Here is a 26,842-nt window from a genome sequence, read left to right on the forward strand (position 1 = left end):
GATGAAGAAGAAATGGGGATTATACCCCCGACTAACATGTCATTCAGTAGGAACATTAAGACCTGGATCTGGATTATCCTCATTTTTCCACTTTAGCAGGTATAGAGGACTAAATTTAACTGCTTTCAGCAGTCAAATCATGATTTCGTTAACCTTCGTTTCGAGCAAAGCTTTCTCTTGCAGTGTTTGTTTAAAGTCCTCTTCTTGTTGGGTATGCTGTTCGATGGAATCCACCAGTCGATTATAGGCCTGAGCGATGGGTTCGAGTTCATTGGGGGGGATTTTTTCTATTCGTTGGATTTGTCCGTTTGATTTGCGTACCCGCGTAATTTCTTCGGATAGGTTTCTAATACTATGACTAACCCCTTTTGCGGACCAACGGCTGACCCCAATTCCTAAAATAAGAGCTAAGGCTAAAAAAATTAGCATTAGAGAGATTGTCATCTGGTAGGTTTGATTAGACTTCGTGAGTAAATCTTTCATTTTGGAATACTCAAGGCTATGAAAAGTAAAACCTTTATCTTCAATGCTTAGTCTAATCATATTCTGCTCCGGTGTTAGAAATAAGCGAGCTGCTTCTTCCCTCTTTCCTGCCTTAAGAAGCTCCGAAACTTCTAAAACATCTAATCTATATGCGGTGGCCGAACCCATAAGCTCGGTGAGGAATTCTTTTCTTAGCTGATCATCTTCCTCATGTTGTAATTTCTCGATAATCTGCTCCGTTTTTAGGAGGGTGTCTTCGATATTATTTATTTCTTGAAAATCGGTGTTTGTGAGATCTAATAACAAATCACGTATTTTCCTGGCTGTACCCGCATAATCCTCTTCGATTCTATCTATTAGTCTTACCTTTTCATAATGAACCACGACAAGTTCATCAATGCTTTTGATTTGGCTGCGCATCATCATAATTGATAGTAAAACACATAATGTCATGAGGAAAAGTATAAACCCAAAACCTATGTCTAGTTTAGAACGAAGCCGCATTCACTATCCCCCTGCTCTATTCGTTCGTGATAATGTAGCATTTTTTTCCTTTTCTATTATACCTTATCCAATATGTCGATCAGTGTCATTTAAAAGAGATGGTCTATTATAATTTAAGTAGAAAAATAGCAAAAAAGAACAATTCCTTAAAAGGAAGGATTGTTCTTTTTGGGGAATACTCATATGCAGTTTTCCGGTGATATCTCTAATTTAATATGTTGGAGCTATTTTATAGATTCCAAACTCCATATGACCTAAACTTTCAGCTTTTGGCCTATGTCCATTCGCAACTTCTACTACATAATCCAAGATTCTTCGACCGACCTGAGCAATGGTTTCTTCACCGGAGATAATTGTCGAGGCATCTATATCCATGTTATCTTCCATCATCTTAAATGTACGGGAATTTCCTGTTATTTTTATAACCGGAGCAATGGGACAACCCGTTGGCGTTCCGCGTCCTGTAGTAAAGATTACAACAGTAGCACCGCCTGCAACCATACCGGTAATAGACTCAACATCCTGCCCGGGCGAATCCATAACGTAAAGCCCTTTTCCATTAGGGGCCTCGCCATAAGCCAATACATCTTGAATAGGTGCATGACCTGCTTTATGAATACAACCTAACGATTTTTCTTCGATCGAACTAATTCCACCTTCGATATTTCCCGGGGTCGGCTGGCTGCCCCGAAGATCAACATGCATTAGTTTTGCTCTTTCTTCACAGGTCTGCACATAGTGGATCAATTTCTCTCCAATTTCCTTGGTCCTGCAGCGCCGTGCAAGAATATGTTCTGCCCCAATGAATTCGGTCGTTTCCGATAGCATAGAGGTTCCACCCGCTGCGACCAACAAATCTGAGGCAACTCCACAGGCTGGATTTGAAGCTAAACCTGAGGTAAAGTCAGAACCACCGCATTCGATCGCCATGACAAGCTCGCTGATATCCATTTTTTCAGGCTGAAGATGAGCCACTTTACGCACTAATTCTCCCGCTAATCGTAAACCCTCAGCGATAGCCTTCAGCGTTCCACCAACCTCCTGGATCACAAGCGTCTCAACAGGCTTGCCGGAAGTTGCGATCTCTGAAGCCATCTCGCGTATCGGCATTCCTTCACATCCGAGTCCAATCACAAGTACAGCTGCAACATTCGGATTTTTTCCTAATCCGATTAAAGTCCGTAATGTCTGTTCATAATCCGCCCCGATCTGACAGCAGCCATGCTGGTTCGCAATGGCTACTGCACCCGGAATTTGAGCAGCGATATTTGCCGCAACCGTGCTAGAACAAACGGCGGTCGGAATAATTGCGATATGATTACGAATTCCTACGCGTCCATCAGGGCGGCGATAGCCTAAAATCTCCATCGGCTAGACCTCACTTTAATTAATTTAATCCTTCCTTGTCTCCGCGGCCGCGCAGACTCTCCATGTTATGAATATGAACATACTCACCCACTTTTATATTTAATGTTGCTCCACCAATGCTTTCACCGTATTTGATAATTTCTTCACCTTTTGGGATCTCATGTATCGCAATCTTATGGCCTAGGGGTACATCCTGAAGCAGTTCAACTGACTGTTCCTTATCCCCTACGAAAAAATGGATTTGGGTACCTGCTTTAAAGTCGTCTACTACTGTGGCAACATTGTCATTGGCACTAATGACAACAGCTTGTTTTTTCATCTGTCCTCACCTCTATGTCTTATGTTTTCTTTAACTTTTGTTGCTTTCGGCTGTCCAACTTATAAATAAGGGCTAAAATTTCAGCGACAGCCGCATATAGTTGGGGTGGAATTTCATGGTTTAGATCGATCTGAACCAAGGCCTCTACTAAAGTTTCATTTTTTTGGATCGGGATACCCTCGTTTCGAGCGACCTCAATAATCTTTTTAGCTAATTCCCCAGTTCCCCGAGCGATAACTTTGGGTGCTCCTGAGCCTTTATAGCTCAGTGCCACAGCTTTTTCAGATCTTGTATCCTCAGGCATAAATGTCAACCCCCTGTTGTGGTTCACCCGAAACAAAATTTTTAAATTCTGAATTAGATTTCCAAGAAACTGCCTCAATCCCCGTTAATCTCAATCCCAAGTGAGCAAAACGTTCAATCGTTTCCCCTTTGTACTCTTGAACAAGCTCGGAAACTTCTTGAGGATTTGCACACAAAACGCGCAGGCTCAACGAATTTTCAATTAGATATGCATCAATACCAATTTTTCCGAGGGCTAATGATTCCATATAAACTCCGATTCGGCAGTGATTCTGATCTAAATCTTTCTTCTGACGATCACTCTGAAGAGCAATTTTTGCATCATATAGACGTGAATTGTCTTTTAAGGGAAGACCTATCCATATATAGGAATTCGTCATATCACTTAAAAATAATTGTTGACCTGTTATTTTTTCTAAAAGAAATTGATATTTTGAAGTTGAGGAAGATTCTTCTTTAACATTGGACTCTTGGAGAAGCTGGGCTTTAATCATATCTTTAAGACGAGCCAACTCCTCTTCGGGGGGTTTATCTTTAGCCAGAAACAGTTCGGCGATTTTACGTTCATAACCGATACCTAACTTGTCTAAAAACTCACGAATTTGCTTAAAACCATTATCTCCATTGAGTTCCGCCCAACGCGGCAAAATGGACAAAAGCTTATCACTGACGCTCTGATCGAACAGATTAACAGAACTTGCTGCAGTGAACTTTCCCATGCTTATTTCTCTTGACTGCAAGGCAATTTGTGCGGATTCCGGGGGCTGTGCAGCTTGGGGAAGTCTCCCGATTTGGTCGGTTTGACCCGTTCGAGTGGCTTGGGCTGTTTGAGTGACTTGACCTCCTTGGGTAGCTTGACCTCCTTGGGTAGCTTGACCTCCTTGGGTAGCTTGACCTCCTTGGGTAGCTTGACCTCCTTGGGTAGCTTGACCCCCTTGGGTGGCTTGACCCCCTTGGGTGGCTTGACCTTCTTGGGTAACTTGACCTCCTTGGGTTGTTTGACCTTCTTGAGGAGCTTGACCTCCTTGGGTGGCTTGACCTCCTTGGGTAGCTTGACCCGTTTGATTCGATTGTTCCTGACTTATCCCATTTTTTTCACTTAGGAGTGTACTCCATTGGATATTCTTAGCGGTATTAAGAGCCTTTGCTACATCTTGGCTAAGACCGGCGAATCGGGTGAGCTCTTGACTTACCTGCGGTGAGTCATTTAAAAGTAAGATCTTTCCGCTTGAGCCGGGGGATTTTGCCTCCCTTGCAAGGATTAGTTCCTGAGATCCAACCTCCTTGACAACGGCCCAAAATTTATCACCCGGTTGGGCTGTTGTTTCCAGGAGGGCATTGAAAAGATTGCCTTTAATATTAATTACACCCTGTCCGGACGGTTCTAAGCTTTGAACCTCGATAAAAACCCGCTGTCCCTCACGTAACTCATTGGTATTTAAGTTTAATAAACTGTTGGGTATATTGAGACCTTGGATATTCATACTCAACCTCTATTCTTGAGCTTTATCCAGCCATTCTTCAATGACTCCAATAACCGAATGTATACTTCCTTCTTCAAAGGGGGAAATAAGATTCGCCGTTTTCACTATCTCAAGAAAGGACAAACTTCCACCGACATGACAGATCTTATTGTAATCTTCCCATGCTTGTTTATGATTTTCGCGTGATCTTTTCCAAAATTGGAAAGCGCAGAGCTGAGCCAAGGTATAATCAATATAATAGAACGGTGAACTAAAGATATGTCCCTGTTGATGCCAGAATCCCCCGCGTTCGAGATATTCATTGTCCCCATATATTCGATAAGGAAGGTATTTCTTCTCAATATTACGCCAAGCCTTTTTACGTTCGTCAGGAGTTGCTTCAGGATAAGAATATACAAAATGCTGGAATTCGTCGACTGCTACGCCATAGGGAATAAATAAAAGTGCTTCACTCAGGTGAGTAAATCGATACTTATCGGCTTCATCCTTAAAGAAGAGTTCCATCCAAGGCCATGCAAAAAACTCCATGCTCATTGAATGGATCTCGCAGGACTCATATGTCGGCCAGTGATATTCCGGAACTGCAAAATTTCGGCTGCAATACACTTGAAAGGCATGACCTGCCTCATGTGTCAAGACATCAACATCCCCGGATGTTCCATTAAAATTTGAGAATATAAACGGTGACTGATACTTGCTGATATAAGTACAATATCCTCCCCCTGCCTTGCCCTTTTGGGTAACAAGATCAAGGAGTTCATGTTCCAGCATATAGTTAAAAAATTCATGGGTTTCAGGAGAAAGTTCGCTGTACATTCTTCGTCCGTTTTCTATAATCCATTCAGGGGTTCCTTTAGGGTTCGCATTACCTTCGGGAAAAATAAGCTTTTCATCATAATACATCAGTTGGTCTAATCCTAAACGTCTTCTTTGACGCTCACGAAGTTTGGTCGCAACAGGAACTATCTCCATTTCTACTTGCTTTCGGAATTGCGCGACCATTTCAGGAGTGTAATCAGAGCGAAGCATACGTGCATAACCGAGTTCCACATAATTGTCATAACCCAGTTTTTTCGCAATTTCAGTTCTTACATTAACGAGTTGATTAAAGATAGCATCCAATTCATCCTCATGTTCGGTAAAGAAGGAATACTTCGCCCGGTTAGCTTTTCGGCGCATCTCCCTATCCGGCGATTGCAGAAATGGCCCCAATCCTGATAGATTTCGCTCCTCCCCTTCAAACTGAATTTTAGCTGAAGCGATAAGTTTTAAATACTCACTTTCGAGTTTATTTTCGAGCTGTAAATTTTCTATAATTTCCGGCTTAAAAGTTTTCAGCGTTAATTCTGCAATGCGAAATAGCTGTTTTCCCCATTTCGCTTCCAATTCATTGCGAAATAGGGAATTAACCAATGCTCGATAGTATTCGGAAATCAAGCCTTCATAGATCGGGCTGTTTTCATCGAAATACTCTTGCTCTTCTTCGTAAAAGCGATCTGTGGTATCCACAGAATGACGAATTTGTACCAATTCATACATGGATTCGAAATTCTCACGAAGTCGATTGATCTCAACCATCGCTTGATCTTGCTCCGGGAAGCTTTCCGCATGTTGAAAACGATCAAGTAAATCTTTAAAATTCACCTTCATTTTTGACATATCCGGCCGTATGTAGGAATAGTCTTTAAATTTCATTGCCGTTACCATCCTTCTAGCAAATATTTACTGTGTAATTTCCTGACTGAATATCCACGTTTTCTCTTTGAAATCTCGACCGTTGATGATCACAGTGTTATGAGTGACCTCAACATAAAGGCCTTTGATATAAGGTTCTCTGGCCCGAATCTCTCCCGGATCCCGACGAACAATCGTATAATGAATAGTGCCTGTATGAACTTTTGTAAAGGCTTGATCTAAATTAACGCTTGAAGCACTAAGGTCAGCATGGGTATGTGAGGTAAAAAGGATTACTTCCGGATAACTATTAAGGATATCGTTAAGTATATCTCCTTGTTCCGACCCTACCCACCCTGAATTCGGGTTTGTATTTAAGGGTTGATGCAGAAAAACAAAAATGGGTTTACCTACGACATAGTTTTCGGCAAGTTTTACTTTTAACCATTGAAGCTGTTTCTCGGAGATGTAAGCCTTAATCGAATCGTTTGTCTGGGAATTGCCGTCCTCCGAGCCTAAGGAGATAAAATGATAATTTTTCAGCCATATATCATGATAAACTTTCTCTTCACCCGCAAAATCAAGATACCGCTGCATAAATGTCTGAACCTCAGCAGGGGTATTTTCCTCAATTGTATAATCAAAAAACTCATGGTTCCCAATATTTTTAATTATAGTTTCCGGTAATTTAGACTGATTGCATTGCAAAGTTTTCGTGATTGCTTTATATTGTTCTTCCAGCCCTTGATCAACTGTATCACCGTTGAAGACCAAAGCATCCATATTAGAATTGATCGAATACAAATCGTTGAGCGCCTCCTGCAAATGCTCTGTATTTTCATGCACATCCCCAAGAACTGCAAAAGTTAGGTCAGCTTGAGAGGCGTTTGCAGAGACGCTTTCAGTTTTCGCTTTTGGATTATTGAGAAGCATCGCTCCAAGAAGGACCCCAATGAACAGTATCACTCCCCAAAAAGGAATGATTCTGGTTAGGCTCTTCTTCATACATGCTTTCTTCTTTCCTCACTTCGATCCTCCACAGGCATATCAATAATTTCGCCTGATGAATAGCCTTTCGGCGTCCGTCCGATTTTTCCGTTTTTATAACGCCTTTTCACGATATAATACCGATATAATCCGACTATACCTGCCGTTATCACACCAATAAGAAGAAAACTAAAAGCAAAAGTTCCCATGACAGCAAGAACACCAAGAAACACGATAAAACCCAGAATCTTATATAATTTATTCATACGAGTTCTCCCCTTTCACTTTACTCTATACCGAAACTTAAAATATAGTTATTCTTACTCAGTTTTATAATTTCCTGCCTGACTTCATAAAATCCGTAATAAGCTAAAATCATAAAAATCTACAAAAGCGGATTACAAATTTAATCTATTCCTTTTGTAAAGTTGGGACAAAGGAATCGCACTCAAAATAACGAATTAGATATCTAAATAGTGTCAAAAAAACTGTCATATCAATTATATAATGGATGAGGAGTATCTTAAATGCTAATTAATCTAACCGAAGAGCAGCTCAAGACGATAAAGAACCCCGTTTTTCAAGACTATGCTCAGATCTACATCGATATAGAAAAAGGATATCTTAATTGGGTAAAACAAACAGGACTTGATGTCGATAATAATCTTGATTTAATGACTGCTGATATTCTTAAAAGACTTGAATCTAAAGGTGCGGTCTTTAGAAATGACGGAAAAAGCATTGTCGTCAACCGGATTTCTCCGGCGTGTGAAGCTTGTCAAAAAGGTATTGGGAGTGTATCCCTATTTATCTCTCTTCAGTGTCATCGCAAATGTTTCTTTTGTTTCAATCCAAATCAGGATCATTATGAAACATTTTTGCATGAGAAAAGAGATTATCGGGCTGAACTCGACGCACTTTATCGAAACGGTGGAAAACTGACTCATTTAGGTTTAACCGGGGGTGAACCGTTGCTTTTTAAAGCAGAAACTCTTGACTTTTTTCAGTATGCCCGCTCAAAATTTCCACGTGTCTATACTCGATTATATACATCAGGGGATTTATTAGACGAACAAACCCTGCATGGACTCCAGGCCTCAAACCTCAATGAGATTCGTTTCAGCATCAAAATGGAAGATTCCGAAGAAACGAAAGAACACGTTTTGGAGAAGATTAAGTTAGCAAAAAAATTCATACCAAGCGTCATGGTTGAAATGCCTGTCATCCCGGGAACATTAGAAGAGATGAAGCAATTACTGTTAAAACTTGATGCCCTGGAGATTTTCGGTATTAACCTTTTAGAATTCTGTTTTCCATTAAACAATGCCGGAATCTTTAAAGAAAAAGGCTTTAAAATTAAAAATCCGGCCTACCGCGTGCTTTATGATTATTGGTATGCCGGGGGTCTGCCTGTCTCACATAGTGAGGTTGAATGTCTGGAATTACTCGAATTTATTCTTGATCAGCATCTTCAACTCGGTGCACAGTATTGTTCTCTCGAAAACAAACATACTGCGCAGATATATAAACAAAATAATCATCAGCAAGTAGCCGACTCGCTTTACTTCTCTTCTAAAGATTACTTTTTTAAGTCTGCCAAGGTATTCGGTCAAGATATTCCCCAGGTATTAAATGTTTTTAAAAAAAATCACATTACAAATTATCAAATCAATCAAGATTATAATTATCTTGAATTTCACGTAGATCGAATAAAAGCATTAAAAAAGTTAGATCTAGAAATTGGCATCTCTTATCAAGTTCGTGAACAACGCGAAGACGGAAATTACCTTCGAGAACTAAAACTCGACTTAACAACCCCTCTCATGTTCAACCGCCGTGAAGATGTTTAAATGTTTAAATTTCTCTTTTTTATGTTTTAACTGTCCCAATGCTTTAATGTTTTGGTATAATCGACATAGAAATACATTCATAAGAAAGGATTGGGTCTTCTGAAAAAAATAGTTATTTCTATAATTGCTTCATTAACGTTGATTTTAATATTACCCTTATTTGCACAAGCAAGCCCCTTAGCTTACCCCATCGAGCGCTTAGCCGGGGAAGACAGAGTTGAGACGGCTATTGATATATCGAATAAAGGTTGGCAAAGTGCAAATGCAGTCATTTTATGCGAATACTCCGATTATGCTGATTCGATTGCATCAACTCCTTTTGCCGTTAGTTTAAACGCACCTATTCTGCTTACAGAGGGAAACTCACTTGACACTCGTGTTATCGGCGAGCTCCGGCGTTTAAATCCTCAAAGGGTGATCTTGCTTGGAGGTACCGGAGTTTTGAAACCATCCATTGAGAAAGATTTGATGAAACTCGGATTAACCTCAGATCAGATAGAACGAATCGGTGGCAAAGATCGTTATGAAACCTCGGTTCTCCTCGCTCAGCGTTTAAGCAGCAGTTCACTTATCCTTGCCAATGGGGATGATTTTCCTGACGCCCTATCCGCTGCAAGCTATGCCGGCATTCAACAAATTCCGGTCGTCTTGACCTCCAATACCCTTCCGGGCTCTGTCATCGACTATTACCAAAAGACTAAACCTCAACACCTAATCGTCATCGGAGGTGAAGGGGTTATTCCCTCTGAGAATTTGATCAAAAATAAATTTGTGGTAGAAACCCGTTTAGGCGGTCAGGATCGCTATGAAACCAATGCGAAGGTTGTTTCTTCGATGCAGTCCTCTTATACATCTGACAATTTATTTCTTGCTTCTGGCTTAACCTTCCCTGATGCGGTCGCCGGAACAGTCTTAGCCTCGAAATATAAAGCACCTCTGCTTCTTTCAGAAAAGAATGATATTCCGCCTTCGGTTTATGCTCTGATGCGCGGTCATATGAAGGTTGAGCCCCCCGTACAAAATCAAGATACCTCATTGAAAACCGGGAAGATTACAGCTAATGGAGGATTAAGGCTCAGAGATACACCTTCCACAACAGGTTCAATTCTCCTTACCATTCCGCATGGCGAGACGATTACCATTAGCGGTCAGGAAAATCAGTGGTATAAAACGACCTATCAATCAAATACCGGTTGGGTTTCTGCCGATTATGTAAAAATCGCCTCTGCCAACACGGCAGATTTAACGCTCAACGGTAATGTTTTTATTCTCGGTGGAGCAGGTGTGATTAGCACACAGGCACAAAAGATTATTGAAGGAAAAGCATCTTCTACATATCCCGACAACCTAAGAGATTTTCCTTCACTTCCTTCTGGAATCAATAAGCCTGAGCCTCCTTCCAGAGGTGACAATAACACGACCCCGCCGTCGGTTCCCGAAGACTCGAAAACCTATGATCCCTCAACTGAAGTTCTAATAGATCCATTTAATGGATATCCGGCTGCTGCCTTAAAGGGCAAAACTATTCTTGTCGATCCCGGACATGGCGGACCAGATCCTGGGTCAATCGGGCCAACTCAAACGTATGAAAAAGATAATACTTTGGCAATTGCCCTTGAGTTAAAGAAAATATTAGAACAAGCGGGTGCAACAGTAATCTTGACGCGGAGTAACGATGTATCTCTTGCCAAAGATTATTCTGAAGTTAATGATCTACAGGCCCGCGTCAATCTAGCCAATAGCAGCAATGCCGATTTACTGATAAGTATCCATAATGATGCCTTTACCAATCCTGAGCCCAATGGTACATCCACTTTTTATGATTCACGCAATCCCAAAAGCAATGAGAGCATGCACCTTGCCAACAGTATTCAGACCGCATTTACCAACTCCATCAAAACTCAGAATCGTGGAGTTAAGGAAAGCCGCCTTTATGTCTTGGCGAATACAAATATGCCTGCCGTTTTAATTGAAACCGCCTTTATCACCAATCCTTATGAAGAAGCACGCTTACAGAACCCAACATTTCATAAAAATGTAGCTGCTGTTATCTTCCATGGAATCTATAAATACTATAAAGACCCTATACCTCAATCCTAAGTATATACGGAAAAACAAAAAAACTCCTTATCCTTGAGAACAGGATGAGGAGTTTTTTTAGTGCGCCACGCGTGGCGATTCAGATATAATACATATCTCCCATTTCATTATGCAATGCTTTATAATCCTGAACCAGATCTTCAAGCGTTATTGAATCCACAAAATTATTGATACTCTCAGACATTTTATCCCAAACATTTAATTGCAAACAATATTGGATACTCTCATAATAATCTTGAGGATGATCATCCTCATCTTGAACTACAGATAAATCGCCTTCCAAAACGCGAAGGATTCTGCCCACACTAATACTGCACGGCTTCTCCGCGAGAATATATCCTCCTTGAGCCCCTTTTACACTCTTAATGATTCCGGCTTTGCGAAGCGAAGAGAAAACCTGTTCAAGATAGTTCTCTGAGATGCTTTGTCTCTCGGCAATATTCGACAGCGCAACATGCTCTCCATTTGAATGAACCGCTAAATCAAGCAAAGCTCTTAAACCATATCTGCCTTTCGTCGATATCTTCAAAGGTGTGCCACCCCAAACTCTAGTATTCTTATCGGTATAATATATCGTAATATGAATATTACCCTTTGTCAAACGTGTTAAAAATTATGGGACAGGCAATAATTCTATTGACAAAAAAAATATATAGAGTTACGATTTATCCACCATATTAAACCTATTAGTTTTATAGGAATTAAAAATATGGACTTGAAAATGGAGGGTATCCTATGTCAAAAATCTATAAAAGTATAACAGATCTTATTGGTAAAACCCCGCTGTTAGAGTTGACCAATTTCGAAAGAAAGCATCAATTGAAAGCAACCTTATTGGCTAAACTTGAGTATTTCAATCCGGCGGGCAGCGTCAAGGATCGTGTTGCAAAGGCAATGGTTGATGATGCCGAAGCCAGAGGATTGCTCACTCCAAATTCCGTCATCATTGAACCGACCAGTGGCAACACAGGAATCGGTCTTGCCTCAGTTTCCTCTGCCAGGGGGTATCGGGTCATCCTCACCATGCCTGAATCAATGAGTATTGAACGTCGGAACCTCTTAAAAGCCTATGGAGCCGAAGTTGTGCTTACTGATGCTTCTAAAGGAATGAAAGGTGCTATTGCTAAGGCCGAGGAACTTGCTCAAAAGATACCGAACTCTTATATCCCCGGACAGTTTGTAAATCCGGCCAATCCTGCAGCCCATAAAGCAACAACAGGACCGGAAATCTGGGACGATACCGATGGATCGGTCGATATTTTCGTGGCCGGTGTTGGTACAGGCGGAACATTAACAGGCGTTGGCGAATATCTGAAAGCTATGAACCCCAAGATCAAGATCGTGGCCATGGAGCCATTTGATTCGCCCGTTCTTTCTGAAGGCCGATCCGGGCCACATAAAATTCAGGGTATCGGTGCCGGTTTTATTCCGGACACGCTCAATACCTCCATTTATGACGAGGTTATCAAAGTAAAGAGTGAAGATGCCTTTGCTATTGGACGGGACCTATCTAAAACAGAAGGCTTGCTCGTCGGAATCTCTTCCGGAGCAGCGCTTTCGGCGGCAATGGAACTAGCCAATCGTCCCGAAAACGCAGGGAAAACTATTGTTGTCCTTCTACCCGATACCGGTGAAAGATATCTTTCCACAGCACTTTTTGCCGACTGAGATTAACCATATAATAACTCCTTATTAGTTTGTCTCCTTCCAGAAGTTACGCATTTGTTCTTCGATCGCCTGTAGATTTGAAACGAAATGTAAAGGCTGCCACTCATGCGGAAAAAGTTTTTGATACCCTGATCGCGCAAAACGTTCATCCACCAAGACCACCGCTCCCCTGTCCTTCTCAGTGCGAATTACACGTCCTGCCGCCTGCAGGACCTTGTTAAAGCCCGGGTAAACATACGCATATTCAAATCCGCGTTTCAAGGTCGTTTGAAAGTAGTCACGGATTAAATCTCGTTCCAAACAAATCTGAGGCAAGCCCACGCCCACGATAACCGCACCGGAAAGCCGGCTTCCCGTAAGATCTATTCCTTCGCCAAATATTCCGCCGAGAAGGGAGAACCCGACTAAAGTCTCCTGAGGATCTTCTTGAAATTGAGAAAGAAAGATTTCCCGTTCATCTTCAGTCATACCCTGCGTTTGAACAAGAGAACGTATCTTCTGATTCTGCATTTTAAATCGTTCATAAACCTTCTGCATATAGACGTAAGATGGAAAAAAGACGAGATAGTTTCCCGTTCTCGCCTTTGCAACCGTTGCAATCACTTCAGCAAGTTGGTCATAGCTGGAATCTCGTTGAGTAAAACGTGTGGATATACCGGGGTGAAGCATTAAACAAAGATTCTGGGGAGGGAAGGGAGAACTTAGCCTCAATTTATACGAAGATGGCTCACCTCCCAATATTTTCATAAAATATTCAATGGGGCTTAACGTCGCCGAAAAGAGGATAGCCGCCCGTCCTCTTTTAAAGGCTTCTGCCAAAAGAAGAGAAGGATCAAGGCAATAAAGTTTAACCGAGTAACCTTCCTGACCCTGCTTATAGAGTGTTATATAATGTTCATCATAATATTCCGCCGTTCTTAAGAATCCCAACGCATTGTAGTAAAGGTCTAAGAGTTCTTCTTTCCAAGGAACAGACTTTTCCTCCTGCAAAAAACGTTCGGCCGCTTTGATAAATTGTTGCAAACCAGAATAGAGTTCCGTAGGCGGAGCCTTTTGAAAATCCTGAGTCTGATCCTTCCTGAATTTATTTAATTGAGTGTTAACTTTCTGTATTCTTTTCCCCAGCTGAGGATATTCAGTTTGCACTTCCTTTTTCAGCTTTAGAAACGGTTCTTTCACAATTTCGGCCGAAAACATCTCCCGCGCTCTGTCTACAAGATTATGTGCTTCATCCACTAAAAAGAGATAATCTCCCCCTTCAAGAAAAAGTCTGCGCAAATAGACACGCGGATCAAAAACATAATTATAATCACAGATCACAATATCTGCCCATTGGGTTAAATCCAAGGAGAATTCAAACGGACATACGGAATGCTTACGGCTATAATCTTCGATTATCGTCCGGGTCCAGGAGTCCTCTTCAAATATTTCTTCCAATGCTAACCGTACCCGATCATAATAGCCCCTTGCATAGGGACATTCCTCCGGATCGCAGGAATTATCCGGCGCTAAACAGACTTTATCTTTTGCGGTTAAGGTAAGTCTTTTAATCTTTAATCCCCGATTTTGTAGATCACTCAACGTCTTCTCCGCTACAGTTCGGGTCATTGTCTTTGCCGTAAGATAAAAGATTTGATGAGTTAAACCATCGGCAACCGCTTTAAGTGCGGGAAACAAAGTTGCCACTGTCTTCCCGATTCCGGTTGGTGCTTGTGCAAATAATCTCTGCCCCTGCTTAATCGTTTTATAAACCGCAATGACAAGCTCGCGTTGACCCGAACGATAAGAAGGATACGGGAAAACCAGATCATGTATACTTAAATTCTGAGTTTCTGTCCATGATTCCATTTTCTTCGCCCAATAAAGATATCTTTCGACGACCCCTATAAAAAATCGTGCCAGCTCTTGAAGAGAATACGAACGTGTAGAAATGCGGGTTTCTCCGGAATTAAGCTGATAATAAGTCAGTTGAACCTCGATTGTTTCCAACCTTTCCTGTTCCGCATAGATATAAGCATAGCATTTCACCTGGGCCCAGTGAATTTCGCTAAAGGATTCCTCCCACTGCTCAAATTCACGCGTCGTTGACTTGATCTCATCAATACAAACCCCGGATTCTTTTTGAATAATTCCATCGGCGCGGCCATGAATTTCGAGTTTCATCCCGTTTTGATCATAGGTATAGCTCAACCGGACTTCAGGCTGGTATTCTTCTCCATAAGCCTTCTGAATAAATTGATGGGCCTTGATACCTTCTACTGTCCGAGACGGACCATTCGCACCTGCCTGCAAATCCCCGGATTTGAGAACAAATTCAACAAGCTCGCGTACAGATATTCTCATGCTCTTCCTCTAATCCGTCCTTCTCTTACTATCCACCCTATTTTCTAATTTAGCTCTAAATCCCTCACCGCAAAATGAGCATGTTCTAAGATCTCGGCCAATACATCCAAAGGAGTAGTGGCAATTTCTCGATACATTTTATGAGTATAGAGATGGCGAACCTCCGGGATCTCTTGATTAATCCGCTTGCGCAGCTTATTCCCCGGATCATCGGCATCCACCAAAATATATATTTCTGAGCTTTCTAACCACTCCGCCCACTCTTCTAATTTCTCATAACTTAATGTACCATTGCTGCAAAGGATTTCAACAGGTTCGTCTAAAACTTTTAATAGCTGCTCACGATCCGTTTTTCCTTCGACAATGATGACTTTGCCCATAGCTCACCCTCCTATAATGGCTTCCAATGCCTTAGACTTTGTCAACATCATCTTTTTTATGCTAGACCAAACGGGTATCTTTGCTTTCGGTCTGAGTATTTGCTGCTTTGCTCTCTATTTCTTCACCGGAAAAAGTGCTTTCCATTACCCAGCCTTTCTTCATCATCCAAGCCATCACCTGAGCTGCATTGATGGCATCATCCAGAGCAGAATGAAGAATCCCGATTTGCGGAATATCATTTTCCTCAATCGCCCGTTTTAAAGAAGCCCTTTTATCCAACTTGCAAAAAGCTTTATATTCTTCAGCTAAATCCAAATAATTGTCCCAAACAAAGGGATATTCCAAACCATAATTTTCACAGACATTTCCAAGAACTTTCCTATCAGAATCTCCCCACGCCACCAGCCAGGTCTCCTTATCAGGAGACATTTTTTTTAAATCGTTCAAGGAAGCCTCCAGATCTACACCCCCATCAACATCCTTTTGGCGTATACCCGTTATCGCGTAACTTTCCTCAGCCAAACGGGGCCAATTTCTCGGTTTAACAAAGATGCTATAAGTTTGATCTGTCGGGTTTCCTTGATTATCCGCCAGAACCGCTCCTACCTCTATAATTTCTGGAAACCAGGCCCTCGGTTTTCCATACGACCGTGGTACCGAAAACTCAAAATCTACGACTAAGAACTTCGCCATTCTCCCGCTTCCTCTCACAAATTACTCTAATCATACCCCAAAGGTCTCTGCAATTAAAGATTATATTGATAAAGATGTATTGCTCATTTCTGGGAAAGCTTCAGAATCGACTCGATTCGAGTCACCGCCGGGGGATGAGTATAACTAAACCAGGTGATAAAGGGGTGCGGCGAGACATCTGAAAGATTGCGTACAGCGAGATCCCTTTGTAAGCGAATTGTTGAAGGAATGTCTCCTGTCAGTTGGACGGATGCAATATCGGCTTGCGTTTCCATCTGCCGGGAAACGTAATTTTGCAATGGATTGCTGATAAAACTGATTAACATCAACAACATTAATAAGACAGGCCAAGCCTCAGGTGAATATTTTCCACTAGGGTATAGGGAATTCAACACCCAAAAAATAATCCTCCAAACGATGAAGCTTCCCAGTATGCCTAAGATTAAACCCTTTAGAATATGTCCATATTTCCAGTGGGCCATTTCATGCGCAATGACGGCTTTTATTTCACCTTCATCGTAGTCTCGAAGCAAGGTATCATACAATACAATCCTTTGTGTACTGCCCACCCCTGCAAAATAGGCATTGGCCTTATTGGTTCTTTGACTCGCGTCCATGACCATAATCTGATTCACCTTAAGACCGGCCCTATCCGCAAGTTCGTTAACCATGGCAACAAGTTGAGGATCTTCTACTTCACTAAAATTATTAAACAGCGGGGATACAACAATAGGCCATAATAAAGATTGAAAAATCAACCAGACCGCAAAAAAAGATCCACCCACAACCCACCATGTTCTCGGCCAATGCTTAATTAGGCCCAAAAGGAGTATCCCGCCGAGCAGAGTTAATCCAAGATCTAAGAATGAGGTTTTGATATCATCTCTAAACCAAGATCCTAAACTCTGAGTGGAAAAGCCCCATTGGTGCTGCCAGATATAACCGCTATGGAAGCTGAAGGGAAAACTTAGGAGTTTAAGCAGCAGCCATGTCCCCATAATGATGAGAAGAAAAGTGATCCACTCTCTCCCTCCGGCAATTCGCATAGCCTCTCGGATCAATCCATGTATTCTCCCCGAAAAAATTAACCAACCCAGACAAGAAACTTGAAGCAATAAGCTAATAATACTGGAAATCCGAATAACTGAGCTATATGATTTGCCCCTTTGAACCTGTTCGGCACCAAAAAGTTGGAGGCTTAGTGGATCGGGCTGCCCGGGAAAAAGCGTAAACCCAATGTACAAAAAACTAAAAGCACCGGTAATTATGAATAATATCAGCCAAAAGGCTTTGAGATGTGCTGACAGTTGTCCATCCCTCCCTCACTAATGCAGAATTTTATCTCTATTCATTAGTATAACTAAGTTTCACAGAATATGGCAGTTAATTTACCCTTTAATCCCCTTCAAAAAGAATAGAGCACACCAATGCGTTATTTCGTTTGGTGTGCCCTATCAAAATTCAACCGTAAAACATTTTGTCATAAGTTTAGCGTGGATAAAACGTTTGACACTCTGTTTGTTCAGCAGATGTTGAAACTTCATTTTGAATTTGAACATCATCGGCATTGCATAGCTGATTCGTATTATAGGTACAGTTAACCGCATCACAAAAAACGTGGGGTTCCATTGAGGCAGTGTTGAAAAGTTGTTTTGCAGCGCCCCCATAATTCATATTTGTAATTGAAGATACATAATTTCCTATGTTTTTTGAACTAAACGTCCCGCAAAAGGTAGCACCACTGCCCATTGCCTGCTCGCCCTGAACTTTGATTGTTTCCGCACTGCAAAGAGCATCATAATTGTATAAACAGTTAACCGCGTTGCACTTTAGCTTATTCATCAAAATTCCTCCCTATTTACCCGATCTAGGGGATTTAATAATGCTAGTGTGTGCAAAGTTCCCCGTTCATATACAATTAACTAAAATTAACCGTATCTTTCCTCAAACTCCTCTTTGGTCATTAAGATCTGTCTGGGTTTACTTCCTTCGTAACCCCCAACTACACCGTTATCTTCTAAAAGATCCATTAGGCGAGCAGCCCTTGCGTAACCTAACTTGAATTTTCGTTGCAGAAAAGAAACTGAGGCCATACCCGTATCCATAATCATCCGACCTGCATCAACGAATAATTCATCATCCGGTCCGGAGCTTTCCGTTTTTGATTCCGTCTCTACCATAAATCCTTCCGGTGCGAGATATTCCGGTTTGCCTTGAGACTTCCAATAATCGATAATTCGTTGAACCTCATCATCCGAGACAAAACATCCCTGCACACGAACAGGCTTATTAATCCCCTGCGGAGAGTAAAGCATATCACCGCGGCCTAACAGTTTTTCAGCACCGGTTGCATCGAGAATTGTACGCGAATCAATCTGTGAACTGACCGCAAAGGAAATCCGACTTGGGATATTAGCCTTAATTACCCCGGTAATTACATCAACCGAAGGGCGCTGGGTTGCAATAACCAAGTGGATTCCCGCTGCCCGCGCCATCTGAGCTAAACGACAAATCGCTTCTTCAACATCATTCGCCGCAACCATCATTAGGTCGGCCAGCTCATCAATAATCACGACGATCCAAGGAAGCGCAGGTGTGGCTTGCTCTGATTCCGCTTTCTGGCGATTATATCGGCCAATGTCTTTTACTCCGGCGGCAGCGAAAAGCTCATAGCGTGTTTCCATTTCTTTAACAATCCATTTGAGTGCAGCCGCAGCTTTTTTGGGATCGGTTACTACCGGTGCAATGAGATGTGGAATTCCATTATAGATACTGAGTTCGACCATTTTAGGATCAACCATTAAGAACTTCACTTCATTAGGTTGAGCATTGAATAAAATGGAGTTAATAATGGTTGTTATGCATACACTTTTTCCGGATCCCGTTGCCCCGGCAATGAGGATATGGGGCATTTTAGCTAAATCTGCAATGACAGGTTGGTTCGAAATGTTCTTGCCAAGTGCTGTTTTAAGTTTTGAGGGATTTTCATTAAACGCCGCGGTTTCAAGTACCTCACGAAAAGGCACAGGCCGTGGTTGTTTGTTCGGTACTTCAATCCCGATTGCAGCTTTTCCGGGAATGGGGGCCTCGATTCGGACATCACGGGCCGCTAAACCCAGTGCAATATCATCTGCGAGATTGACAATCCGGCTAATCTTTACTCCCGGAGCCGGCGCTAATTCATAGCGAGTAATTACAGGGCCGCGGGTGACTCGAATGACTTTAGCCTGAACTCCAAAATCCGCAAGAACTTGCTCTAGTTTTTTCTGGGTCTCAGTATCATGGACCACAGGAATATCAGGTAGCGCATCAAGTGTCTCAAACTTTGGTAAAAGCCATGATTTCTGCCTTCCGGGCTGAGAGGGTGCAACACATTCATTGGAATCTTCTTCCTCTGGGGTCTCGGGAGTAATGTCTTCAGGTATATCTGCGGTTTGATCTGGGATTATATCAATCGGTTTATCTGCAGGATTTTCTATATTTTCTAATTTCAAAGGCGATTCTGCCTTTTCAACTATAGAATTCAGAGGCTCAGCTTTGTAAAGATCATCAACCTTACTTTCCTCTTGATCGGTTTTAAGAGGAGATAAGTCTAAATCTTGCTTCCCCTTATCTAAGTTCTCTTTTTCGTTAATCGCATCTTTCGGCGTCTGTACCTTGGCAAGTTGTGCAAGTTGTGCGACTTGCCCCGGAATTACTTTTTCGGAGTCATTCTTTAACAAACCCAGCCAATTGCTTTTTTCCGGTACTGCGCTTATGTCTTCATCTGGAAGAGTTGCACTTTTTTCCAGTTCATAATCGGATAGGACCTGTTCAAAATAGCTTGGAAAGCCATTGAGAGGCTCAACCGTAAATTGGGTTTTAAATGGGTGAAGAGACAGCTCAGCACCCTCCTGAAAATAAGTATTAAAATCTCGACCTAGTTCAGGAAGCGGTTCCTCCGCTGCTGCACTTTCGATTTTAGGTCCTTCATCTGAAGCAAAATATTCTTGAAAGCCCTGAAGGCTTACTAATTTGCCTTTAGGAAGGGGGATTCCCTTTTTTTCCTCCTGTAAAGAGACTGATCTTTTGGTTCTTTGCTCCGAAACAGATCTGCTTTTCTTGCTCCTCTGATGATTCGTTTTATGTAAAGATTGTCCCTTTATCAACCTAACTTCAATAATAATCGTTACAAGCAGTAAACATAAAGGTATTCCCCAAGCAATATTCCCAAAAACTGATTTTAAACCGGTATATAAAGCACGGCCGATCCCCGTTAGTTCAAATTCCCCTAGTATCCCGATAAAACCTATAACTCCGGACAGAATTGCCGCAACACGCCACTTTTCTTGAGAATTCTTTTGTCTTTTAGGCAATAATCTCACCTCCACACTAAAACTTATTATGGTTGATGACGAATTTGAAGTCAAGAGAGAGCTCAATTAATGACAGAAATAGAACCTCTGACTACAGAGGTTCTAACATTTTGGTGAAAGATTAATATTCGAGAACAATTCCTGTCGAATTCCTTCTTTTAAAAGAGTAAAAGGTTTCTTCCGCAATTTGACCATCTGGGAGCATAAGAACCTCACCTGTATAGAGAAAGTCTTCCCTATCCCAATACCGTAGGTCACGAAACTCGACTTTGAGTTGATTCTCTTCTTTTTTAAGAAGAACGTGATAATACGGTGTGAATTGGTTGAATATCTCTGCTAATCCTCCCTCCATCGCATTAACAATCGAAGGATCATTGTAATCGCAAGACGGCAGACTTATTAGGATTTGGGCCTTATCTTCAATTACCATCCCGTAACGTATTTCTTTTTGACTAAAGAGTAAAAAAGACCAACTAAAAGGTTTATACATAGCCGGTAAAACCTTAATCTGTGATTTATCCGTAATATTAAATTTCTGCATCAATTTATTGCGTGTCTTTATACGATACGTTTCCCGATAGAAGAGATACCCCGAACTTAGAATAAATGCAGTTAATGAGGATTTTGTCGCCAAGTCCGGATGAGCGATTGAGAACAAAAGAGACACTATAAACATTCCAAGAACAATGGGATCGGTCACAATGATCATATCGACCGTATATTTTTTCCTTAAGAATGGCCAAAATAGTTCCGCTCCGTAAGAGTTTAACAGATCACTCAATCCATGAGATAACGTTCCGATTAATGTCCAAAGGATAATAGTCGCCCATGAAGAAGTAGGATAAATCGCATAAATCAAACTGCCTAGTCCGAGCGCCATTCCTCCTAAAGCCAAAAAAGAATGGCTGGCTCCCCGATGTTTCATTAAATAGTTAAGTCTTCCCTTAACATAAGTGACAATATCCAAATCCGGCAACATTGCGCCTAAGGTACATCCCAAGAAAACAGGATCATTGATTTGTATCGGATGCCCTGAGAAAGTGCTCAAAGCCGCACCGATCAAACCATGAGTTACTGGGTCCAATTCAACACCCCCATCTAAAATGAACAACCGAAAATATTATAACACAATAATTCCATAATGGTTGTTAATTTATATTCATAAACATTACACGAATTCCAATAAAGCCCAACCTAAAATAAGGCTGAGCTATGTTAATATTCTATTGTCTTACTTAATACTATGTGAAGCTACCTTAATGGAACTATTCATTCCATGAATACCGGATACATGATGGGGCATCGACTCTGCCCATCGGCGATCTTCATCAGAATATACTTCACCGCTTAAGTAAGCAATTCCGTCTTGTACAAATGCCCGAACCTGTCGGCTTGTCATACCGTGCTGACCGAGTTTCCTTACAAGTTGCTCAGTCATATGCAAATCTTCACCCTGAGAACGATGGCGAGCAAAAAGTTCACTCATAACGGCCTTAACTCCCGGGACTTGGTAAGCCGTCTCAACCGCCCATTCAATGGCTTCTTGAGTGTCTACCATTCCTGTTAAGGTAATCAAACCATTACGTGCAGCCGTTTTTATTTCCTGTGCGTCAACCCAAGGTGAGTCAACAAACGCGTTCTCCACCCGATTGACCAAAGTAGCATCATCGACCGCATTTTCCAGGAATTGAATTTCACTCCGAATCTCCTTAACTCCACGAACTTGAGAAGCGATTCGTTTAGCTAACCGTTCTGTACTCTGTGTTTCAACATGACCCAATAGGGTAACAATTCCCTGACTAACCCTGCATCCTAAGTGAGTAATGTCCTCATAGTTAGCCTGGCTGAACCTCTCAGTAACCTGCTTTTCAATATCCTTATCACTGATATTACCATCACCGGCAACCGTTAAGGAATTATCGAGCTCTTTGACTCCGTCAATCCGGCTAACCCGCTGTCCGATAAAATTCTTTTCCCCCAGGGTATCTATCGTTCCCCAAAGTGAGACTTTATCCCCTTTTACTTCTACATGAAGGCCTTGCCCGCTTTCCCCAAAGTGAGTTTGGATCAATTGTTTTATGTCTTGATATACTTCCTTTTCCGATCTTATTTTTTGCATATACGTCCCTCCCGTTAAAAACTGACCTTAGTTTTTGTCTGGAAGGTTGATTTTATCCCTATTTCAAGATTTTCAAGACATTCGTCAGGAACATCAATTTGACCTAATGTGACTCGACTAAAAGGGCCGTGAAAATCACTTCCGCCGGTTATTAATGTAGCCTTTTCACGCCCTAAAGCCTCAAACTCCTTAATTAGAGTTTCTCTTTTTTCCCAGTAGCCATAATAAACTTCTAAGCCAATCGGACGTTCTGCCAGGAGTTGATTAACAACTTTTAAATCTTTAATTAAACCAGGGTGAGCCAGTACGGGAATCCCCCCACAGCTGTAAATCAAATCAACCGCCTCGGCAAAAGGATGTTTGAGGAAAGGCAAATAAGCAGCACCGCCGGGTTGAAAAAGTGAAGCTATCACTTTCCACGGCAATTCCTTTGATAGGTCATGAATTGCATGCATAATGTGGCCTTTGCTGACTGTTCCTTCCGGATTGGCCGCTTTCTCAACCTCGCTCCATTTTACGGATAATCCCTCCTGCTGCAAACGCTTGACCATATCGTAAGCTATTGCGGTTCGTTGAAGTCGTAATTCTTTTAAACGATCTTGGAGCTGTAAATTAACTAGACAGGATTCTTCAAAATAACCAAGCAGGTGTACCTCTTTATCCTCATACGCTGTAACTAACTCCACACCGGGGACAACTTTAATCTTATATTTATCCTTTACTTTCTGCGCCAATTCCACTCCGTGTGTTGTTTCGTGATCGGTCAGCGAGAGTGCTTCAATACCACGTTCAGAAGCTAATTTCAGTACTTCATTAACAGAAAGTATCCCATCAGACTCTTCAGTATGAACATGCAAATCAATTCCCATTAGCCTTCCCCTCCCTGGCCCCTGTTTTCTATTCTAACACAATATTAGCCTATTCTTCCTTCGATTTTATAATCATCAACTGAGGTCAACCGAATAAAGCGAATAAAGGAGGGATTATTGCTTATATAAACGAAAAAAGAGCCGAAGCTCTTGATATTACTATTGGCAGGGGATGCAGGAGTTGAACCCACACTAACGGTTTTGGAGACCGCTGTTCTACCATTAAACTAATCCCCTAAAATTAAATTTAAGAATGGCGACAGTTGCAATTATACTAGAGCAATATTATTATGTCAATAATAATTTACCGTTTTCACCGAAGCGAAAGTGTGAAAGAGGGATTTAGTCTTAATTTTATAGGTCAAGCCCATTTGAGCTCAAGTATTCACGTTTCAGGCCTTCGTATTCGTTCAGCATTATATCTAACTGCTGACTGAGCTTAATCACATCCGGATCCGTAAGGGGTTTGATCTCCCCCAACCTAAGTAATTCCCTGCGATTTACTTCAATGGATATACGTAAACGTGCGATTATTCGTCCCACAGATACTAGACATCCCTTCCTTTTACTCACAATCCTATTGTACCTCAGAGCACTATGTCAATTCAAAGGTATTATCCCTGAATATTGTCTGTTTTTGCTTATTTGTCATACGATTATTGATGGGTGCCATGAGTTCTGCAAATACCCCAGTAGTTAAAAAAATAACCCAACCATTTCTGGTAGGGTTAAATTAAGGAATGAATATGAAAAAGAAACATCACATAAATTATTGTAGCCGGGAAACCTGAATATAAGCTTAAATCTATGTGAAAGATTTGTGAAAATAGGGATGATATCTATGCTGCTCCATTATTAGATAAAAAAAGATATTCCAGGAGGGAAGTTTCCGCCAAATGGTGAACTATAAATACGAGTAACAGAAAGGAAGTGCTGTTAGATGAATAATATTATACTGGGTCCTCTCAATTATTTTAAGAATCAGTCCTATATTAAAGGCTCTTTATGGCTTATTATTATTGGTATTGCACTAAACATTGATATTTTTCTGGTTCTATTTATTTGGATTTTTGCAGGATGGCTAGGAGGTAGAAAGGGAAAAGTAAAGGCTGAACCCGCTAACCTTGAAACTCCAAACGAAGAAACTATTATGGAACAAGCAGCTGACCAGGAATTAATTGAGTCTGATAAAGTTGAGTGTAATAAAGATAAAGAAGAAATTATCGATAAGTAGATTATTAAATGAATTAAAGAGATTGAATAATAAAAAATAAACCCCCGGAAATTTCCCGTGGGTTTATTTTTTTGGTTTATTCAAATCAAGCTCCCACATGTTCTAATATATATCTATAGTTATGCTTAAGGTATTCATATTCGTTAAGTAGTTGATCTAAATCTTGACTTACTCTAATAACTTCCGGGTCTGTAAAAGGTCTGCTCATGCCTAGCTGGATAAGTTCCTCACGCATTATTTCAATTAACTCTTGTAAGTATTCAAGTTTAAAATTCACCGTAACTCGACATCCTTTCCTTCGGCTCACGAATTCTATTCTACAACAATGAAGGACGTCGTTTCTATAGGAAATAATGTCGAATATATTGTATTTAGAAGGTTTAAAGGCTTTCTTATAGTTTTTTTTATTTGTCTAACTGATTTTAAAGGGTCTTAATTTTATTATATAAAGTGGCTAAAGAAATATTTAAAGTCTGAGCTGCTTTCTTTTTTCCTTCAACAGAATCACCATAGCGTTCTAAGGCTAATCGAATCATCTTCTTTTCCAATACATCTAAGGGCAGAAGTTCCGAAGTATCCTTCTCTGTTCTATCCCCTATTTCTCTTCTTTCACCTAACATAAGGTGTTGGGGTGTGATAATATCCCCCTCGACAATAACCATAGCTCTTTCAATCACATTCTGAAGTTCTCGGACATTTCCGGGCCAATTATAATTATGTAGAAGCTGCTCAGCCTGAGCATTCATCGCAACAACATGTTTGCCAAACTTTCGGTTCAATTTCGTGATATAGAACTGGGCATAGGCAAGAATATCATCTTTATGTTTACGCAAAGGCGGCAAGCATAATTCAGCACCATTCAGGCGATAATATAACTCCTCAGAAAAATTTCCTTGCCTTAACTTTTCTCGTAAATTTCGATTTGTCGCTGCAATCACTCGGACATTAACTTTAATGGTTTGGTTGCCCCCGACCCGTTCAAACTCCATATTTTGAAGCACTCTTAAAAGCTTAGACTGCAAAGCCAAATTTATATCACCCATCTCATCAAGAAAAATCGTTCCTTCGTTGGCTAGTTCCATTTTTCCTATTTTTGTCTTGGAAGCTGTTGCAAAAGATCCTTTTTCATGTCCGAAAAGTTCACTTTCGAGCAAAGTTTCGGGAATAGCAGCACAATTAACCTTGATAAAAGGCTTATCACTTCTCTTACCGGCGCAATGAATAGCATGTGCAAATAGTTCTTTTCCGGTCCCACTTTCGCCTAGAATCAATACCGGATCATCACTTTTTGCCGCATGTTTAGCTAAATTTATAGAACGTTCAAAATCAGGATGACTTCCTATAATATCATCAAAGGTAATTGAACTTGTTGTGATTTGATTGATTCGGCTTTGCAGCTCTGTTATAACTCGGTTAGAGTTTTGAAGTTGCTCCATTGTTTTATATATTTCGGTAAGGGGCTGAAAAACAACTACGCAAGCTTCGATTTTGCCCTCAACAATGATCGGAGCGGCATTCGATATGACTTCGACTTCGCACCCACCCACTTTAGCACGATGGGAAAAAATCGGTTCATGAGTCCTCAGAACACGTGCCAAAGCACTTTCGGGCGATACTTCAAAGATATTCTTTCCTATTCTCTGTTGAGCAGAAATACCCGTAACTCGGCTAAAGGCTGGGTTAACATACTTGATAATCCCATCCGTACCGGCTATTTCAATAGCCTCTTGAACCGAATTAAGAATCGCATAAAGTTTGCCCTGGAACCCTTTTTCCTTTGCTTTAACAAGATGCGTTATAAAATTAGCCCCTTCAGCTTCGATAACTGAAGTGTGACTTGCTTTTAAACGTGCCAGGGTTTGTTGTACCTCAGGTACCCCTGTAGTTTCAATTATTATCCCTATATCCTGCATACAAAGTTCCTCAACGGTATTACACGTTTTAATGCCGTCCCGGTAGGCGAGAACAATTCCGGGGGCTCCTTCTGAAATATCGCAAACCGATACAATTTCTATATATTCTACCCCTTTTAATAATTTATAGAATGATGTTCCTTTTTTTCCTGCACCTATGATTCCAACCCGGATCTTTTGAAACACAGCACTCCC

Annotated in this window: 25 protein-coding genes and 1 tRNA gene; 4 read left to right on the forward strand and 22 right to left on the reverse strand. The window is 41.2% G+C overall.

What is annotated here, in order from left to right:
- Nucleotides 1–132: 132 nt before the first annotated feature.
- The 8 genes from VB077_RS14225 to VB077_RS14260 all read right to left on the reverse strand — a co-directional run bounded on the left by VB077_RS14225 (nt 133) and on the right by VB077_RS14260 (nt 7,388).
- The gene (locus VB077_RS14225) at nt 133–987 is read right to left on the reverse strand and encodes an MCP four helix bundle domain-containing protein (RefSeq protein ID WP_323415918.1); all 855 of its coding nucleotides are present in this window, start codon (nt 985–987) and stop codon (nt 133–135) included.
- 210 nt (nt 988–1,197) lie between these two features.
- Nucleotides 1,198–2,355: a UxaA family hydrolase gene (locus tag VB077_RS14230; protein WP_323415919.1), complete on the reverse strand. Its 1,158-nt coding sequence runs from the start codon at nt 2,353–2,355 to the stop codon at nt 1,198–1,200.
- A 19-nt stretch (nt 2,356–2,374) separates the two neighbouring features.
- The gene (locus VB077_RS14235) at nt 2,375–2,674 is read right to left on the reverse strand and encodes a UxaA family hydrolase (RefSeq protein WP_323415920.1); all 300 of its coding nucleotides are present in this window, start codon (nt 2,672–2,674) and stop codon (nt 2,375–2,377) included.
- Nucleotides 2,675–2,693: 19 nt separating this feature from the next.
- Nucleotides 2,694–2,978: an EscU/YscU/HrcU family type III secretion system export apparatus switch protein gene (locus VB077_RS14240; protein WP_323415921.1), complete on the reverse strand. Its 285-nt coding sequence runs from the start codon at nt 2,976–2,978 to the stop codon at nt 2,694–2,696.
- Complete coding sequence (locus VB077_RS14245) at nt 2,971–4,461, reverse strand: hypothetical protein (RefSeq protein ID WP_323415922.1); 1,491 nt, start codon at nt 4,459–4,461, stop codon at nt 2,971–2,973. Before VB077_RS14245 ends, VB077_RS14240 begins: the two co-directional genes overlap by 8 nt.
- A 9-nt stretch (nt 4,462–4,470) precedes the next feature.
- A complete protein-coding gene (locus tag VB077_RS14250) occupies nt 4,471–6,156 on the reverse strand; it encodes a M3 family oligoendopeptidase (RefSeq protein WP_323415923.1) in 1,686 nt (561 codons plus the stop codon).
- Between the two features lie 27 nt (nt 6,157–6,183).
- Nucleotides 6,184–7,140, reverse strand: a complete 957-nt coding sequence (locus VB077_RS14255; RefSeq protein ID WP_323415924.1) for a metallophosphoesterase family protein — start codon at nt 7,138–7,140, stop codon at nt 6,184–6,186.
- Nucleotides 7,137–7,388: a hypothetical protein gene (locus VB077_RS14260; protein WP_323415925.1), complete on the reverse strand. Its 252-nt coding sequence runs from the start codon at nt 7,386–7,388 to the stop codon at nt 7,137–7,139. Before VB077_RS14260 ends, VB077_RS14255 begins: the two co-directional genes overlap by 4 nt.
- Before the next feature lie 261 nt (nt 7,389–7,649).
- Between VB077_RS14260 and VB077_RS14265 the strand changes: the two genes are divergently transcribed.
- Nucleotides 7,650–8,972, forward strand: a complete 1,323-nt coding sequence (locus tag VB077_RS14265) for a radical SAM protein (protein ID WP_323415926.1) — start codon at nt 7,650–7,652, stop codon at nt 8,970–8,972.
- Nucleotides 8,973–9,071: 99 nt separating this feature from the next.
- The gene (locus VB077_RS14270; protein ID WP_323415978.1) at nt 9,072–11,072 is read left to right on the forward strand and encodes an N-acetylmuramoyl-L-alanine amidase; all 2,001 of its coding nucleotides are present in this window, start codon (nt 9,072–9,074) and stop codon (nt 11,070–11,072) included.
- A 79-nt stretch (nt 11,073–11,151) separates the two neighbouring features.
- Here VB077_RS14270 and VB077_RS14275 read toward each other — a convergent pair whose 3' ends face one another.
- Nucleotides 11,152–11,601 carry an Rrf2 family transcriptional regulator gene (locus VB077_RS14275; protein WP_323415927.1) on the reverse strand — a complete coding sequence of 150 codons (450 nt, stop codon included), beginning with the start codon at nt 11,599–11,601 and terminating at the stop codon, nt 11,152–11,154.
- Between the two features lie 206 nt (nt 11,602–11,807).
- Between VB077_RS14275 and cysK the strand changes: the two genes are divergently transcribed.
- Nucleotides 11,808–12,740, forward strand: coding sequence for a cysteine synthase A (gene cysK / locus VB077_RS14280; RefSeq protein ID WP_323415928.1), 933 nt, complete (start codon nt 11,808–11,810; stop codon nt 12,738–12,740).
- Between the two features lie 24 nt (nt 12,741–12,764).
- Here the strand turns inward: cysK and VB077_RS14285 are convergent, their stop codons facing one another.
- The 11 genes from VB077_RS14285 to VB077_RS14335 all read right to left on the reverse strand — a co-directional run bounded on the left by VB077_RS14285 (nt 12,765) and on the right by VB077_RS14335 (nt 24,043).
- Nucleotides 12,765–15,083: an ATP-dependent DNA helicase gene (locus VB077_RS14285; RefSeq protein WP_323415929.1), complete on the reverse strand. Its 2,319-nt coding sequence runs from the start codon at nt 15,081–15,083 to the stop codon at nt 12,765–12,767.
- Nucleotides 15,084–15,127: 44 nt separating this feature from the next.
- Entirely contained in the window at nt 15,128–15,463 is a 336-nt protein-coding gene (locus VB077_RS14290; RefSeq protein ID WP_323415930.1) for a toprim domain-containing protein, read from the reverse strand.
- A 61-nt stretch (nt 15,464–15,524) separates the two neighbouring features.
- Nucleotides 15,525–16,157, reverse strand: coding sequence for a 3'-5' exonuclease KapD (gene kapD, locus VB077_RS14295; RefSeq protein WP_323415931.1), 633 nt, complete (start codon nt 16,155–16,157; stop codon nt 15,525–15,527).
- 83 nt (nt 16,158–16,240) lie between these two features.
- A complete protein-coding gene (locus VB077_RS14300; protein WP_323415932.1) occupies nt 16,241–17,401 on the reverse strand; it encodes a M48 family metallopeptidase in 1,161 nt (386 codons plus the stop codon).
- A gap of 244 nt (nt 17,402–17,645) precedes the next feature.
- Nucleotides 17,646–17,999 (reverse strand): DUF1540 domain-containing protein, encoded by a 354-nt coding sequence (locus tag VB077_RS14305; RefSeq protein ID WP_323415933.1) that lies wholly within the window; start codon nt 17,997–17,999, stop codon nt 17,646–17,648.
- 86 nt (nt 18,000–18,085) lie between these two features.
- On the reverse strand, nt 18,086–20,512 hold the full coding sequence (locus VB077_RS14310; RefSeq protein WP_323415934.1) for a DNA translocase FtsK: 2,427 nt from the start codon (nt 20,510–20,512) through the stop codon (nt 18,086–18,088).
- Nucleotides 20,513–20,633: 121 nt separating this feature from the next.
- Nucleotides 20,634–21,596, reverse strand: a complete 963-nt coding sequence (locus VB077_RS14315) for a metal-dependent hydrolase (RefSeq protein WP_323415935.1) — start codon at nt 21,594–21,596, stop codon at nt 20,634–20,636.
- A gap of 147 nt (nt 21,597–21,743) precedes the next feature.
- Entirely contained in the window at nt 21,744–22,631 is an 888-nt protein-coding gene (locus tag VB077_RS14320) for a BON domain-containing protein (RefSeq protein ID WP_323415936.1), read from the reverse strand.
- Between the two features lie 14 nt (nt 22,632–22,645).
- Nucleotides 22,646–23,500, reverse strand: a complete 855-nt coding sequence (locus tag VB077_RS14325; protein ID WP_323415937.1) for a PHP domain-containing protein — start codon at nt 23,498–23,500, stop codon at nt 22,646–22,648.
- A gap of 163 nt (nt 23,501–23,663) precedes the next feature.
- A tRNA-Trp gene (locus tag VB077_RS14330) sits at nt 23,664–23,737 on the reverse strand.
- 117 nt (nt 23,738–23,854) lie between these two features.
- Nucleotides 23,855–24,043: an aspartyl-phosphate phosphatase Spo0E family protein gene (locus tag VB077_RS14335; RefSeq protein WP_323415938.1), complete on the reverse strand. Its 189-nt coding sequence runs from the start codon at nt 24,041–24,043 to the stop codon at nt 23,855–23,857.
- Nucleotides 24,044–24,440: 397 nt separating this feature from the next.
- Here VB077_RS14335 and VB077_RS14340 point away from each other — a divergent pair, with 397 nt between their 5' ends.
- A complete protein-coding gene (locus VB077_RS14340) occupies nt 24,441–24,734 on the forward strand; it encodes a hypothetical protein (protein ID WP_323415939.1) in 294 nt (97 codons plus the stop codon).
- An 85-nt stretch (nt 24,735–24,819) separates the two neighbouring features.
- Here the strand turns inward: VB077_RS14340 and VB077_RS14345 are convergent, their stop codons facing one another.
- Nucleotides 24,820–25,011, reverse strand: coding sequence for an aspartyl-phosphate phosphatase Spo0E family protein (locus VB077_RS14345; RefSeq protein ID WP_323415940.1), 192 nt, complete (start codon nt 25,009–25,011; stop codon nt 24,820–24,822).
- Between the two features lie 145 nt (nt 25,012–25,156).
- Nucleotides 25,157–26,833 carry a sigma-54 interaction domain-containing protein gene (locus VB077_RS14350; protein WP_323415941.1) on the reverse strand — a complete coding sequence of 559 codons (1,677 nt, stop codon included), beginning with the start codon at nt 26,831–26,833 and terminating at the stop codon, nt 25,157–25,159.
- Nucleotides 26,834–26,842 lie beyond the last annotated feature (9 nt).

Source organism: Desulfitobacterium sp., assembly GCF_034927245.1.
In the GTDB taxonomy this organism is placed as follows: domain Bacteria; phylum Bacillota; class Desulfitobacteriia; order Desulfitobacteriales; family Desulfitobacteriaceae; genus Desulfitobacterium_A.